The 13,644-nt window shown below is 65.4% G+C and carries 15 protein-coding genes; 6 read left to right on the top strand and 9 right to left on the bottom strand.

Annotation, left to right across the window (positions count from 1 at the left end; translation table 11 throughout):
- Positions 1–64: 64 nt before the first annotated feature.
- The 4 genes from AB4083_RS05065 to AB4083_RS05050 all read right to left on the bottom strand — a co-directional run bounded on the left by AB4083_RS05065 (position 65) and on the right by AB4083_RS05050 (position 3,129).
- Positions 65–1,036: an MBL fold metallo-hydrolase gene (locus tag AB4083_RS05065; protein ID WP_441606664.1), complete on the bottom strand. Its 972-nt coding sequence runs from the start codon at positions 1,034–1,036 to the stop codon at positions 65–67.
- Between the two features lie 117 nt (positions 1,037–1,153).
- The gene (locus AB4083_RS05060; RefSeq protein ID WP_441606663.1) at positions 1,154–1,555 is read right to left on the bottom strand and encodes a hypothetical protein; all 402 of its coding nucleotides are present in this window, start codon (positions 1,553–1,555) and stop codon (positions 1,154–1,156) included.
- A gap of 154 nt (positions 1,556–1,709) precedes the next feature.
- Positions 1,710–2,159 carry a nuclear transport factor 2 family protein gene (locus AB4083_RS05055; RefSeq protein WP_441606662.1) on the bottom strand — a complete coding sequence of 150 codons (450 nt, stop codon included), beginning with the start codon at positions 2,157–2,159 and terminating at the stop codon, positions 1,710–1,712.
- A 211-nt stretch (positions 2,160–2,370) separates the two neighbouring features.
- On the bottom strand, positions 2,371–3,129 hold the full coding sequence (locus tag AB4083_RS05050) for an SDR family oxidoreductase (RefSeq protein ID WP_441606661.1): 759 nt from the start codon (positions 3,127–3,129) through the stop codon (positions 2,371–2,373).
- Positions 3,130–3,387: 258 nt separating this feature from the next.
- On the opposite strand from AB4083_RS05050, the gene AB4083_RS05045 reads away from it, so the two are divergent.
- From AB4083_RS05045 to AB4083_RS05035, 3 genes are all read left to right on the top strand, one after another.
- Positions 3,388–3,981, top strand: coding sequence for a TetR/AcrR family transcriptional regulator (locus tag AB4083_RS05045; protein WP_441606660.1), 594 nt, complete (start codon positions 3,388–3,390; stop codon positions 3,979–3,981).
- A 97-nt stretch (positions 3,982–4,078) separates the two neighbouring features.
- Complete coding sequence (locus AB4083_RS05040) at positions 4,079–4,492, top strand: response regulator transcription factor (protein WP_441606659.1); 414 nt, start codon at positions 4,079–4,081, stop codon at positions 4,490–4,492.
- Positions 4,493–4,600: 108 nt separating this feature from the next.
- The gene (locus tag AB4083_RS05035; protein WP_441606658.1) at positions 4,601–5,137 is read left to right on the top strand and encodes a DUF4199 domain-containing protein; all 537 of its coding nucleotides are present in this window, start codon (positions 4,601–4,603) and stop codon (positions 5,135–5,137) included.
- Between the two features lie 44 nt (positions 5,138–5,181).
- Here the strand turns inward: AB4083_RS05035 and AB4083_RS05030 are convergent, their stop codons facing one another.
- From AB4083_RS05030 to AB4083_RS05020, 3 genes are all read right to left on the bottom strand, one after another.
- A complete protein-coding gene (locus AB4083_RS05030) occupies positions 5,182–5,574 on the bottom strand; it encodes a VOC family protein (protein WP_441606657.1) in 393 nt (130 codons plus the stop codon).
- A gap of 38 nt (positions 5,575–5,612) precedes the next feature.
- Positions 5,613–7,505, bottom strand: a complete 1,893-nt coding sequence (locus AB4083_RS05025; RefSeq protein WP_441606656.1) for an esterase/lipase family protein — start codon at positions 7,503–7,505, stop codon at positions 5,613–5,615.
- A gap of 119 nt (positions 7,506–7,624) precedes the next feature.
- Positions 7,625–8,341, bottom strand: a complete 717-nt coding sequence (locus tag AB4083_RS05020) for a GNAT family N-acetyltransferase (RefSeq protein WP_441606655.1) — start codon at positions 8,339–8,341, stop codon at positions 7,625–7,627.
- Positions 8,342–8,357: 16 nt separating this feature from the next.
- Between AB4083_RS05020 and pdxR the strand changes: the two genes are divergently transcribed.
- Complete coding sequence (pdxR, locus tag AB4083_RS05015) at positions 8,358–9,941, top strand: MocR-like pyridoxine biosynthesis transcription factor PdxR (RefSeq protein WP_441606654.1); 1,584 nt, start codon at positions 8,358–8,360, stop codon at positions 9,939–9,941.
- 83 nt (positions 9,942–10,024) lie between these two features.
- Here the strand turns inward: pdxR and AB4083_RS05010 are convergent, their stop codons facing one another.
- Positions 10,025–10,750: an SDR family NAD(P)-dependent oxidoreductase gene (locus AB4083_RS05010; protein WP_441606653.1), complete on the bottom strand. Its 726-nt coding sequence runs from the start codon at positions 10,748–10,750 to the stop codon at positions 10,025–10,027.
- 112 nt (positions 10,751–10,862) lie between these two features.
- Here AB4083_RS05010 and AB4083_RS05005 point away from each other — a divergent pair, with 112 nt between their 5' ends.
- Positions 10,863–11,297, top strand: coding sequence for a winged helix-turn-helix transcriptional regulator (locus AB4083_RS05005; RefSeq protein WP_441606652.1), 435 nt, complete (start codon positions 10,863–10,865; stop codon positions 11,295–11,297).
- Position 11,298: 1 nt separating this feature from the next.
- On the opposite strand, the gene AB4083_RS05000 is transcribed toward AB4083_RS05005, so the two are convergent.
- Entirely contained in the window at positions 11,299–12,834 is a 1,536-nt protein-coding gene (locus tag AB4083_RS05000; RefSeq protein WP_441606651.1) for an FAD-dependent monooxygenase, read from the bottom strand.
- Positions 12,835–12,930: 96 nt separating this feature from the next.
- On the opposite strand from AB4083_RS05000, the gene AB4083_RS04995 reads away from it, so the two are divergent.
- Positions 12,931–13,602 carry a TetR/AcrR family transcriptional regulator gene (locus AB4083_RS04995; protein ID WP_441606650.1) on the top strand — a complete coding sequence of 224 codons (672 nt, stop codon included), beginning with the start codon at positions 12,931–12,933 and terminating at the stop codon, positions 13,600–13,602.
- The last annotated feature ends 42 nt before the right edge of the window (positions 13,603–13,644 follow it).

The raw sequence follows: 13,644 nt of genomic DNA, 5'->3' as shown, positions 1-13,644 counted from the left end.
CGATCGAGTGAGCCGATAGATGGCTAAAAGAAAACCCGCTGCGAGGCGGGTTTTCTGCTGCAGGTCATGCGGCGGCGAGACGGCGCCTGCGTCGCCGGAACAGCGTGCGGATGCCGGCGGCCACCGCAACCAGCAGCGCCAAGGCCACCACCAGCAGCACACCGAGCACGCGGTTCTGGTTGTAGATGACGTAGTTGCCTTCCCGGCTGTAGAAGCCGTTGTAGTCCGCCAGCATATGCGGCAGCGTCGACAGATCCTGCTTGCTCAGTTCGAGTGGCCTTTCATCGACGCGCTCGGTGCCGCCGAGGATCAGCTCACCGTGCTTGTCCATTTCGACGTGGCCACCCATGACGTGCGCGACCGGCCGCTCCTGCAGGAAGGCCACCAGCCGTTCGGCACTGCGGCGCGCCGCTGCGGTGTCGTCGATAAGCAGCCGGCCCGGCAGGAAGGCATCGCCGGAGAAGACCAGCGCGGTGGAGCGGTCGTAATAACTCACGTGCGCCGGGTGATGTCCTGGTGTCGGGATGACGTCGACGATGCGATCGCCCAGATCGAGCTGCGCGACATCGTCCGGCCAATGCTGAAACTTGAAGTACTGCTGCACGCTCGGCAGGTCCGAACCGACGACCTGCACGTCAGCCATCGACGCGAATTGCGCATCGCCTTCGCGGTGATCGAGATGGCCATGCGTGTGGACGACGACCAGCGGCAGCTTCGATCCGCCGACCGTGGGCAGCAAAGACGCCACGGTCGATGCAAGCGGCGCGACCTTGGCGTCCGCTACGTCGCCGCTGTCGATCAGCAGCGCCTTCGACGTGCCCACCAGCAAGTACATGAAGGGCGCTTCGTCGGTGATGCAGGGGTTTTCGCGCAGGACGTAGGTGTCCTGGTTGTAGCGCTGCACCTGGATCGGCGGCGGCGCATCGCGGCTGCAATCGGCGTTGTAGCGCTGCACCTGGATCGGCGGCGGCGCATCGCGGCTGCAATCGGCCTTGCCCGCTTGCCATGGCGCATCGAGCTGGCCCGGCGCCGGCATCGCCTGGCCCGGTGCCGCAAGAACCAACGCCGTTACGAACAGGGCGGCTGTTGCCGCCCCGAGCTTTTGAAATGACACGAGAGTGGGATAGCGCATGGGCGGCGAGATTAGAGCAGATCAGACGTAACGTGCTACGGCCATCGTCACGACAGCGATCATGAGCAGGCCGGCGGCGATGCGATGAGCGATGGCGACACGCGCAGGCAACGCTGCCATGCCGCCGTCGACTTGCGCCTTGCGCAAAGCACCGCCCACCACGGCTACTTGCACCAGCAGCGCCACAAGCGCGCTCAACGCACCGATCATCAGGCTGCGCTCCATCGGGCCGACCGCAGCTTGGTGCATGACATGCCACAGATAACCACCGGTAAGGATGGCGACCATGGCCGCGCCCATCTGCGGGCGAAACAGCCGCCGCGCTTCACTGCCGCCGGTGCGCGCCAGCGCGGCGGTGCTGCCTGCCCAGAACACGGCGGACAGGACATGGAGAGCTATGGCTATCACCAGTACGTAGTACATCGCTTCGCTCCTGCACGGGAATTATATTGACTATACATACAGTATATTTAAATACAAGCCATGCCGGAAACGATTGGCTGGATCACGTCGCGAGATAAAAAAAGGCCCGCTCTTGCAGCGGGCCTTGCATGACGTCGCGCGGATGAAAGCGTGCTTATTGGACCGGATGGATCTGCGTATAAATCACCTGCCAACGCCCATTGCGTTTGGCCCACACGTCGACGAAGCGCCCGCGGAAGGTAAATTCCTTGCCCTGGTTGCTGCCCTTCGCATCCACCATGCCGGCAAGCACCGCACCGTCGGCCCACACCTTGCTCACCTGGTCGTAGAGATCGACCGAGATGGTCTTGTTGCCCGGTGCGGTCTGGTCGGCGATGAATTGCGCCTTGGTCTGGTTCTTTCCGCTGGTGCCGGCCAAGGTGTAATCGTCGGCGAGAACCCGTTCGAGTTCCGCCTTGTCGGCTTTGAATTGCGCGATGTCATACGCCGTGGCGGCGGCAGCGAGGTCTTTCGGCAACTTGCTGTAGTCGCCGACTTCCTTCGCCTGCGCCGAGCCGGCGATCAAGGCAACGCAGATCGCCGCGAATCCGAGTGATGAACGCATATCCCCTCCCAAGTGGATGTTCACGAGCACGACAGCCGGAAATCGGGGGAAGCTGAAGCCGGCATTGGACACCTCGCCGCTTGCCCGCGCCTATGGGCCAGAAGTCAGTGGGCAAGGCGAAGCGCAGCATGCGCCATCCGGATAAAACGACGAAGGGCCGGATCCTCGATGAAGAGAATCCGGCCCTTTGCATTTACGCAGCTACGCCGACTCAGGCTGCGCCGAACAGCGCCAGCGCCTGCTCATTGAAGCCATTGACGAAGCCATGCTCGTTCGGCCCGACATTGGCGCGGAATGGCTTGGCGCCTTCCACCAGTACTTCGTCCACGTCGGTGCCCAGCACTTCCATCGTTTCGGCGATGAACTGGTCCAGCGGCATCGCCTGCTCCGCCTCCTGGCTGTTCAACAGCTCGGTGCGCACCCACGGCGGTGCGATTTCCAGCACGCGCACGCCGGAGTTGCGCAGCATGAAGCGCTGCGACAGCACGTAGGAGTGCAGCGCCGCCTTGGTCGAGGAATAAATGCCGCTTACTGCCAGCGGTACGAAGGCAAGCACGGAACTGGTGTACGCGACGACGGCGCCCTGCTTCGTCTTCAGGTGTTCGATCAACGCCGAGGTCATGCGGATCGGGCCGAGCACATTGGTATCGATGGTGGCAGTGAGCAAGGCGTCGTCGATTTTCCCGCCGACCTCGTCGATCTGCATGATGCCGGCATTGTTGATCAACACGTTCAAAGCGGGATGCTGCGCGATCAACTGCTTCGCCACGCGTTCGATGCTGGCCGGATCGGTGATATCCAACTCGATCGCCTCCATGCCCGGGTTGGCGGCGATCACCGCATCCAGATGTCCGCGCCGGCGCCCGGCGATGATGACCTTGTTGCCACGTTGATGCAGTGCTTCGGCCAGCGCGCGGCCGATGCCCGAGGCACCGCCGGTGATGAAGATGGTGTTGCCGGTGAGTTTCATGGGGAAAGTCCTTGCAGGAAGTTGTGCGGGGAAACCGTCGCCGGACATCGGCAACTGGCTTGGGGATTCGGCTTCGGTCGCTTCGTCTCCTGGCATGTCCCCATGCCTTGAAGGAATCGGCCCATGCCGGAGTAGAATCTCAATGGCGATCACCATTGATGTTGATCAGACTGGGCCCCGTCCGACCGATTGTCAATGGCGATCACCATCGTATTTTTGAATCGGTCCGATAGACAGCCACCGCCAAGGAGCGCGCCCATGGGCGTTACCAAGCAGCAAGCCATTGAAAACAAAAAGGCTATTGTCGAAGCTGCGGAAAAGCTGTTCCGCCGGCGCGGGGTGGCTGCGGTCGGGCTGACCGAGCTGACCAAGGCCGCCGGCTTCACCCAGGGCGGCTTCTACAACCACTTCAAATCCAAGGACGCCCTGGTCGCCGCGGTGATGGAGAAGGCGATGGAGGACGGCGCTACGTTGTTCAACTCCGGTGTGCAGGCGTCGAAAGCCGCCAAGGCCACGCCGATCAAGCGGCATGTCGAGTGGTACCTGTCGCAGGAACACCTGGCCAATATCGAACAGGGCTGTCCGTTGACCGCGTACGCCGGCGACGTGCGCCGGCTGAGCGAGGAAGCGCGGCAGTCGTATACCGACGGCCTGAAGTGGAATATCGAGCAGTTGGCCAGCCTGCTCGACAACGACGACCCGCAACAGCGGCGCAAGCAGGCCACCGCGCTTTTCAGCCAGCTGGTGGGCGCCTTGGTGTTGTCACGCGCGGTAGCCGAAACGGATCCCGCGTTGGCCAGCGAGATCCTGGAAGCCGGACGCCAGCAGTTGCTGCTCGCCCTGGGGAAATGATCGCGGGCAAGTGATCGCGGGCAAGTGACCGCGGCCCGGGCCTTGCCACCCGTGGACCGGCGCTAAGATGCCCCGTCCGGGGAGACGGGGGACAACGATGTGGAAGCGGGTGCTCGGCTATGGGGCGCTGCTGGCGGCGGGAACGCTCGCCCTGCAATGGCTCGACTACCAGCGCCTGGCGCGGATGCATTCGGGCGACATCTACCTGTTCCTGGTCGCCGCCGCCTTCCTGGTGCTCGGCATCGTGCTGGGCGTGCGGGTCTTCGCGGCGCCGGCGGCGGCCGCCTTCGACGGCAACCCCAAGGCGCAGATGGCGTTGGGGCTGAGCGGGCGCGAACTGGAAGTACTGCACGAACTGGCCGCCGGCCACTCCAACAAGGAGATCGCCGCGCACCTCCACGTCTCGCCGAACACGGTCAAGACGCACGTCGCGCGCCTGTTCGAGAAGCTGGGCGCGAAGCGGCGCACCGACGCCATCCGGCGAGCCCGCGAGCTGGGCCTCGTGCCCTGAGCCCGGCTTATTTCGCATGAGCAGGCGCAAATCATCCATTCGGGCGATTGCCCGGCGGCGCCGGATCGCGGCCAATGGCGGCACCATTCATCGCTGAGGAGCAGCACCGTGTTACGGACCATCCTGAAATATGGCGTGATCGCCGGCCTGGTCGTCGGCGGCTTCGAGCTGGCCACCTTCGTGCTGTTCTCCGGCATGCCGCCGCTGAAATACGGCATGGTGGTCGGCTACACGACGATGCTGATCGCCCTGAGCGCGGTGTTCGTGGGGATCAAGCGGCACCGCGACGTGGACCGGGGCGGAGTCATCGGCTTCTGGCCGGCGCTCGGGGTCGGGCTGGGCATCAGCTTCATCGCCGGGATCTTCTACGTAGCCGCGTGGGAAGCGGTGCAGTCGATGATGCATATGGATTTTGCCAGCTCCTACGCAAACGCCATCATCGCGAGCCAGAAGGCCAAGGGCGCGAGCGACGAGGCATTGGCGAAACTGACTACCGAGATGGAGGCGTTCAAGGTCCAGTACGCGAACCCGCTGTTCCGCCTGCCGATGACCTTTGTCGAGATCTTCCCGATCGGAGTGCTGGTGTCGCTGGTGTCGGCAGGCTTGCTGCGCAACAGCCGGTTCCTGCCCGCGCGCAGAGGCTGACCCGTCGCGCCGCCGCGATATCGACGGCTGCGCTCAAGCAGCCGTCAAGCGCTCTCCCACGAGAAATCGTAGAAGACCCGCAGCAGGTTGCCATCCGGGTCGGCCGCCGTGAACTCGTGCAACTGCCATGGTTTCGATTCCGGCGGCGCCACGATCGTGGCGCCGTTGGCGTTCCATGCACGGTGAAGTTCATCCACCGCCTCCCTGCTTTCCAGATTGATCCACAGCAGGATGGGCGCTGCATTGCCGTAGGCCTGGCGGAAATCGGCGTCGGTCAGAAAAAGGCGGCATTCGCCTTTCGAGATGCCGGCAATGCCGCCGTGGTCCACGCCGCCCCAGTCCAGGGTGAAGTCCAGGCAGCGCCGGTAATAATCGATGGCCTTTGCGATATCGCCGACGGGCATTTCAGGGACCGCGGCGGGAAAGTTCGCGCTCATGCTCGATCCTCTCTTACGGAAGGTTGTAGCGGCAGCGCTTATGGCGTCGAACCGCCAGTCGCCGCGACGTGCACCCGCAATATCCTGCGCAACTCCAGGATAGCCGCCGGCGTCTCCTGCACGCTATGCCACGAAGGCACCGCCAGCTCGGATTCGGCGCCGTCCAGGTGCGCGCTCTTGTAGGGCACCACGCCATCGCTGCTGTCGGCCAACGGCCCCGGCGGCGTATAGACGCCAACGATGGTGTGGTAGCGCACCTTCGGCGACATCGGCAGATCCGCCGCGGCGACAATGAAAGGATCCTTGTCGCTGAGGTTGTCGACACTGTTGGGAATACGCACCGGCGTGCCGCTTTCGCCTTCCTTCAGCAGGTCGGTGATGTTCGCCACTTCCTTGAGCACATTGGCCGGCAGGCGGATCAGGTTGGCCATCCAGCGCGCGATGGTGTTCTGCGCATACGGCGTGCCGCGGTGCGGCGAGGCCAGGAACACCGTGCGCGATACCTGCGGCATCGGCGTGAACTGCAGGTAGGTTGCAAGGCGCTCGCGCAGGCGCTGCTGCTTCGCCTTCGACAGGTTGTCGCGCGCCGGCATCAGGCTCCACAACTTGTCGCCGCTGGACGACACCAGCAGGCGTGCAAGCACGCCGCCCATGCTGTGACCGATCAGCACCACGTTGTTGGAAGCGCGCGCCTGGCCGCCTGGATCGAAATGCTGGAAGGTGGTGTCCAGCGCCTTGCGGATATTGGCAAGATTGACCGCGATCGGCGCATTGGTCGGGTAATAGATTTCCCACACCTGATAGTTGCGGCGCAGATCCTCGTCGCCCATCACTTCATTGGACACGTTGATCCATGCCTCCGGGCTGCTGGCCAGGCCGTGCAGCATGACGATGGTCATGCGGCTGGGATCGTAGGGCTGCATCAGCAGCACGCGCGGCGTCTGGATGCCGCCTTCCCGGCCCAGCAGCGAGCGGATCGACTGCGTGGCAAAACCCGAACGCGCCAGCCACACGCCGTACGCAGCGGTGAAGTTGCCGGCGAGCGGCACCTGATGCCCCGCGATGGTCATCGAGTCTTCGTGGTAAGGGTCTTCGACCTGCACCGTTGCCTGCTTGGTCGCAAGCACGTCATTCAAATTGGCACCGTCGAACAGGATCGCGCCGGTCATCGATACATAGTCGGGATCGCGCCACGGCACGTCGTTGCCTGGCGCATCCGGCGGCGCCACCGCCACGAATTCCGAACCGAAACCGTCGCGCCGGTACACGTTGCGCACGCCGTTGAAGCGCAGCGTCGAGGCGGGAATCAACTCGGCCGGATCGGTAGCCGCCCCCGCCCAGCGCACCGCCGGCTCGTTGCCGGTGACGTTCCAGCCGGCCAATTGGGCGTACCTCGCATGCCGCTCCAGCCGCGGCAGCTCCTGGAAGAAGCGCGTCATCGCCCGCTGCACGGCGAAGTTGTAGAAGCCGATCACCCGCACCTGGCGCAATTCGAACGAGCGCTCGGAGGGTTGGCGCCTGGTATAGAACAGATAGGCATAGGCATAGCGCCCCGCCTGCAGATAGGCATCGAGTGCCTGGTCGCTCATCTGGGTGTCGTGGCTGCTGCGGTCGGTGCGGATGGCCAGGCCCAGCCACAGCTCGGACAGCGCGGAAAGCCGCTGCTCGTCGTCCAGCCCCGGCGAATGCAGCACGGTGTCCACGCAGGCCGGAAACGCGCGCTCGCAGTCGCGCGCGGCCAGCGCCACCACGTTGAGCGATTGCACGCTCTGGTCGCTCAGGCGCCCCGTGCTGATCACGTCGCCGCGCTGTTCGCTGACCGAATCGTGGGCATTGATGCGGCTGACGCCCACCATGGCGCAGGCGTTGAGGCATAGCAGGGCCGCCAGCAGGGCACAGCGCGCGAGCAAGGCGTGACTAGCGTGTTTCATTCGTGCGGAAGCCCCAGGTGCCTCGGGGCGAGGCAGGCGTGGGCGGATTTTGTCACAGGAGTGTTGCTAATCCGCAGAGGGGCCGATGGATCCACCACCGCCTGCGGGTGATGCCTGCCTTACGCCCGCTCCGCGCGAATCGCCGCCAGCGAGCGGCGCTGGGCTCCATGCTCATCGAAGTTGCCAGGCTCCAGCCATGCGTCGAAGGCGGCCGCCAGTGCGGGCCAGTCGCGGTCGAGCATGGCGAACCAGGCGGAGTCGCGGTTGCGCCCCTTGTAGACGATGGCCTGGCGGAACGTCCCTTCGTACTGGAAGCCCAGGCGCGCCGCGGCGGCGCGCGAGGGTGCGTTGAGGTCGTCGCATTTCCATTCGTAGCGACGGTAGCCGAGCGCGTCGAACACGTATTTCATCAGCAGGTATTGGGCCTCGGTCGACGCGGGCGTGCGCTGCAGCGCGGGCGCGAAAGCCACCCAGCCCACCTCGATGACGCCATGCGTGGGATCGATCCGCAGCAGCGCCAAGGTGCCGATCGCGCGGCCGGTGGCGCGGTCGATCACCGTGTAATGCATCGGGTCCGTGCTCGCTGCCGCCTTGTGCGCATGGCTGAGGTAACTCGCCTCGTCCTCGAACGGGCCGGCGGCCATGTAGGTCCAGGCGCGTGCGTCCGGCGCGGTGACATAGGCGGCATGGAGTTCGGCCGCGTGGCGTGGCGCATCGAGCGGTTCGAGGCGGCAGTAGCGGCCGTCGAGCGTTACGCGTTCGGGACGCGGGCGCGGCGTCCAGTCGGGCAGCGGCAGTCCGATGGGTTGTCCGTAGGCGTTGGTGGTGTGGGGCAAGGCGCGGTCTCGCTCGATGGGAGCCGGCGGCAGGCCGGCGCGAGTGGAGATCGTAGGCAGCCATAGGTACCATGAAAAGTGCCAGATCAAGTCCATTTTATGGTGCCAGCCCGTGATGCCTTCCCTGCCCGCCCGCACGCCCCGTCTTAGTCGGCAACAGCCGCTCGACGCTCCGCTGTCGCGCGCCGCCAGCGCGCCGTCGCTGCAACGCCAACTGCTGCAGCGGCTGCGCGAGGCGGTGCTCGGCGGCACCTTGCCGGCCGGCAGCCCGCTGCCCGGCACGCGCGCGCTGGCGGATGCGCTGGGGATCTCGCGCAATACGGTGATGGCCGTGTACGAGCAGCTGCTGGCCGAGGGATTCGTACAGTCGGATCGACGCGGTACGCGCGTCACCGAACTGACCCGGCCGGTGCGCGCCAGACAGGCCCCGGCGCTGCCGGTGGTCGCGCGCCGGGTGGCGAACCTCAAGCCACGCGCCGCCACGCCACCCGCGCACGAAGGCGGTCACTTCCGTCCCGGCGTACCTGCGCTCGCGCAATTTCCGGCCAGCGCCTGGCGCCGTGCGCTCGACCGCGCGGCGCGGCACGCCGGTCCGGCTGCGCTGGGCTACGGCGACCCGGCCGGCGAACCCGCCTTGCGCGCAGCCATCGCCCGGCATCTCGCCGTGACCCGCGGCGTGCACTGCGAGCCCGCGCAGATCGTGGTGACCGAAGGTGCGCAGGATGCGCTCACCTTATGCATGCAACTGCTGACCGATCCAGGCGATCTGGCGTGGATCGAAGATCCTGGCTACCGCGGCGCGCGGACCGCGATGCATGCCGGCGATCTGGCGGTGGTGCCGGTCCGCGTCGACGCACAAGGCTTATGCGTCGACGACGCCGATGCACGCATGCCGTCGCCGCGGATCATCTATACGACGCCATCGAATCAATACCCGACCGGCGCCGTACTCTCAGTCGCCCGCCGGCTGGCACTGATCGAGGCGGCGCGCCGCCATGGCGCGTGGGTGATCGAAGACGATTACGACAGCGAGTTCCGCCACACCGGCGAACCGGTTGGTGCGATGCAAGGCCTGGTCTCCGATGCGCCGGTGCTGTACGTCGGCTCGTTCAGCAAAACCATGTTCCCTGCGCTGAGGATCGGCTTCGTGGTACTGCCGGGCGCATTGATGCCGACCGTCGCCGCCGCACTGCGCGAACTGCAGCGCGGCGCGCAACGCCATGCGCAACTTGCGCTCGCGGATTTTATCGACAGCGGCGAATACGCGCGCCATCTCGGCCGGATGCGGCGCTTGTACCGCGATCGGCGGCATGCGCTGCTGGAGGCCTTGGAACGCTTCTTCTCCATCGAGCATCGCGTCGAAGGTGGACCGTGCGGCCTGCACCTGATGATCCGGCTGCCCCCGCGTTACCCGGATCGCGAACTGGTGGGCGCGGCGCGAGCACATGGAATGGGTGCGCTCGCGCTGTCGTCGTTCGCGATGAAGCCCAAGTCGACCGACAACGGTCTGGTGCTGGGCTACGGAAACACACCGGAACATATGTACGAACCGCTGCTGCGTACGCTGGCGAAGCTGGCACGTGGCGTTGCCGTGCGTTGAGTAATGGCAAGAGTTTGCAGAGCGAGCCACGCCAAACAAGCGGGCCCGCCCTGCGCTTCGCTTTCAGCAACCAGCCATCCAACTCACGCCGAAGGCAGTGGCGGCAGAATCGCTTCGGCTCGATCGCGCCGGGTGACCAGCGTCCAGATCTCCTGCGCGATGTCGTCCGGATCCATGCTGGGGATATCCCCTTCGAGCTTGATCCCTCGCGCTTCCAGCGCAAGCTTGCCAGCCGAACGGTCGATCATCGCACCGATGCTTACCGAGCCGGCGTAGACGCCCTGGCCTTTCGCTTCCGCATTCAGCGCCAGCGCGTAGTTGCGCGCCGCCGCCATCAGTGGGCCGATCGCCGCGAGCCCGGGCACCGGGTGCACGGCCGAGAGTCCACCGACGATGACCACCGCGCCATCGCCACGTTTCAGTTGCGCGGGAAGCACCGCACGCGAAACCTCGACCGCCGCGTACATCAAGAGGTCAGCGGCAGACTGCAGGGCCGCTGCGGACACTTCCGTCGCCGCAACGAAACTCAAGATCGTCGGCAACGGCGCGTACACGGCAACATCGATTCCGCCGAAGCGCTCCTCGATGGCCCCGACCAGCGCGGGAATGCCATCGAGCTGGCCAAGGTCTGCGGCAAACGCCGCCGCCTCGATACCAGCGCTTGCCAATTGAGCCACTCGCTCCTGCAGCGGCCCGGCCCGGCGCGCCACCAGCGCCACCCGATAACCCTCGCTTCCGAACCGGGCCGCCAGAGACGCGCCGAGGCCCGGACCAGCGCCAAAAATGGCGATAGTCTTCTTATAAGTCATTGAATATTCCTTCGGTATAGAATGGGAACCAGGTAACTAATGATTCGTGAGTTACCGAACCACACCGTGGATGGTATGGACGCTGCTCCCCGTCCCACAAGAAGGCACATGCATGTCACCGACGCACATCGAATTCACCGAAACGCCCCGCCCCACCATCGACAACTGCCGCGCGACACGCGACATCCTCGACCGCATCGCCGACAAATGGAGCGTTTTCGTCATCGCGATGCTGCGCGACGGGCCGCGGCGCTTCAATGAACTGCGCAGGGATGTGACGGGGATTTCGCAGCGCATGCTGACGCTGACATTGCGGGCGCTGGAGCGCGACGGGCTGGTGACGCGGACAATGTATCCAACGATTCCGCCGCGGGTGGATTACGAGCTGACGGAGTTGGCGAAGGGGTTGCTGGGGCCGGTGATGGAGCTGGTGATGTGGGCGGAGGCGAACAAGGAACTCATCGCCGCCGCCCGAAAGTCGTTTGATGAAGAAGCCGAGTCGGGCAATGCCGCCTCGGCCCTGCGGGCAGCGTTTCAGCGGCGATGAATTAACCCGGCCGTCCCGTACCGGACTCACCGAACCATCGGGCCGCAGCTTTCGCCGCTTCGTCAGGGATCGGCACACCCTCGGCAGCCCATGCCACGAAGCCGTCGGGCCGGATAAGCACCGCCGTCAATCCCAGACTGTCCTGCGCTGCGCTGGCGACATAATCGATCTGGCCGCTCCAGCGCTGCGCCAGCGCTTGCAGCGATGCGCTGGCGTCAAAATCGAGCAGCAAGCCTCTCCCTGCTTTCAGGTATTCGCCAAGCCTCGTTCCATCCACCAGCTCGATATCCGGCGCACTGCGCCCCACCAGCGGATGCCCATCGCCAAGCTCATAGCGAAGCGCAACACCCCACACGCGCTCGGCAAAATACGTCGCACCATCGCGCGTATCGATCAGGTCGCGAATGATCGCTTCCAGCGCCCGCGAACTTCGGCTCGGCCGCATCAATGCAACCTGCGCGCGCGACCAGTCCAGCACCTGGGCGCCGATGGGGTGCCGCTCGGTGGTGTAGGTGTCGAGCAGTCCGTCCGGCGCATCGCCGCGGATCGTGGCGGCGAGTTTCCATCCCAGGTTCATGGCATCGCCAAACCCCAGGTTGAGTCCCTGCCCGCCGAGAGGCGAATGGATATGCGCGGCGTCGCCGGCGAGCAGCACGCGTCCCTTGCGGTAGCTCGTGGCCTGGTTGGCGCGGTCCGTCCAGGTGCTGGCCAGGTGCAGGGACGTCACGGTGACGTCCGTGCCGGAGATGCGACGCAACACCTCCTGCACATGTTCGAGTGCAATCGGCTGAGTGCGGTGATACGCACCGCCATCGAAATCGACCATCGCGATCGTCCCGGGCGGCGTATAGGTGTACATGCCGGTGGACGTGTAATGGCGGCCGGGCTGGAGTTGCTCCGGATCGGCCAGCTCGACTGCAATGGAGTAACCGGTGAATTCCGGAGCGGTGCCGACGAACTCGAAACCCCCGGCTTTACGCACCAGGCTGCGGCCACCGTCGCAACCGACCAGCCAGCGCCCATGCACGGTTTCGCCCCCGGCGCGAACGGCTACGCCTTCATCCGACGGATCGAAACCTTCGACCCCGGCGCCACGCCGGATCTCCACGCCCATGGCGTCTGCACGTGCGGCCAGCACGGTTTCGAGGGATTCCATCTCGGCCATCACGTTGGTACCGGCCGGACCAGGCAAGCGGTAAGGCCACTTCGAGCTGTCGATCCGGTCCTGGTAGAACTGGATGCCGGCGAAGTGTCCGGCCGGCCGGCGGGACTGGCCCAGCCAATGCGCAGCGGCGGTGTGGTTGGCGCCGTCCTTGGACAGCTGCAGCGCCGGCAGCTCGTCCAGCAGGCCGCGGCGGTAGAACGCTTCGATGGTGGGCGCGGACAGGCCACGCATGCCGAACGGCAGGCGCTTCAGCGGGGAGCGCGGGTCGCCGGCCTGCTCCAGCACCAGCACGGAAAGCTTCGCGAGGCGCAGCTCGCAGGCGAGGAACAGGCCGACAGGGCCTGCTCCGGCAATGATGACGTCATGGATCAAAGCGATGTCCTCGAATGAGCGCCAAGCCGATCGGGGGTATCGATCGCCCCGGCAAATTGTTACACTGAGTGTAAGTTTTACGGAGAGCACCCGGCCATGTCAAATCCACCCGGTCTGCGGGACAGCAAGAAAGCGGCGACGCGCCTGATGATTTCGAACGTGGCCACCGGCCTGTTCCTCGAACGCGGCTTCGAAAACGTATCGATCGACGAGATCGCGCTCGAAGCCGGGGTCGCCAGGAAAACCGTGTTCAACTACTTCCCGCGCAAGGAAGACCTGGTCTTCGATCGCGAGGACGAAGGCCGCGAACTGGTGCGCCAGGCGATCGCCGCGCGTGGCGAGCAGCCACCCGTGCTGGTGTTCCAGGCGCTGATGCGCGCACTGGTGGATGAGCAGCACCCGATGTTCCGCATCAACCGGCGTCCCATCCAGTTCTGGAGCGCCGTCGCGGACAGCCCCGCGCTCACCATCCGCGCGCGCGAACTGCAGGGAACGCTGGCCGACGACCTGGCAGCGATACTGGCCGATGCATTGGGCCGGCCGCATACCGATCCGGAGGCGCGCCTGGCGGCGAGCATGCTGATGGGCACGCTGGTGGTGGCTTATGGCGAGGCGCTGCGTGCGTTCCGTACCAAGCGCAAGGTTGGCGAGGCGCTCGCAGGGGTGATGGAGCGGGGTTTTGCCGGCGTCAATGCCGCGCTCGCCGGCACGCCGTATGTCGAACGGGAAGCGACGCCCAAGCCGCCTCGCACGTCACGCTCCCGCTGAAAAACCACGCCCTCCCGCCAGGGAGAGCGTGGATCGACAGCA

This window comes from Dyella sp. 2RAB6 (assembly GCF_052115385.1).
GTDB lineage: Bacteria > Pseudomonadota > Gammaproteobacteria > Xanthomonadales > Rhodanobacteraceae > Dyella_D.
This window is presented reverse-complemented; position numbering and strand designations above follow the sequence as displayed.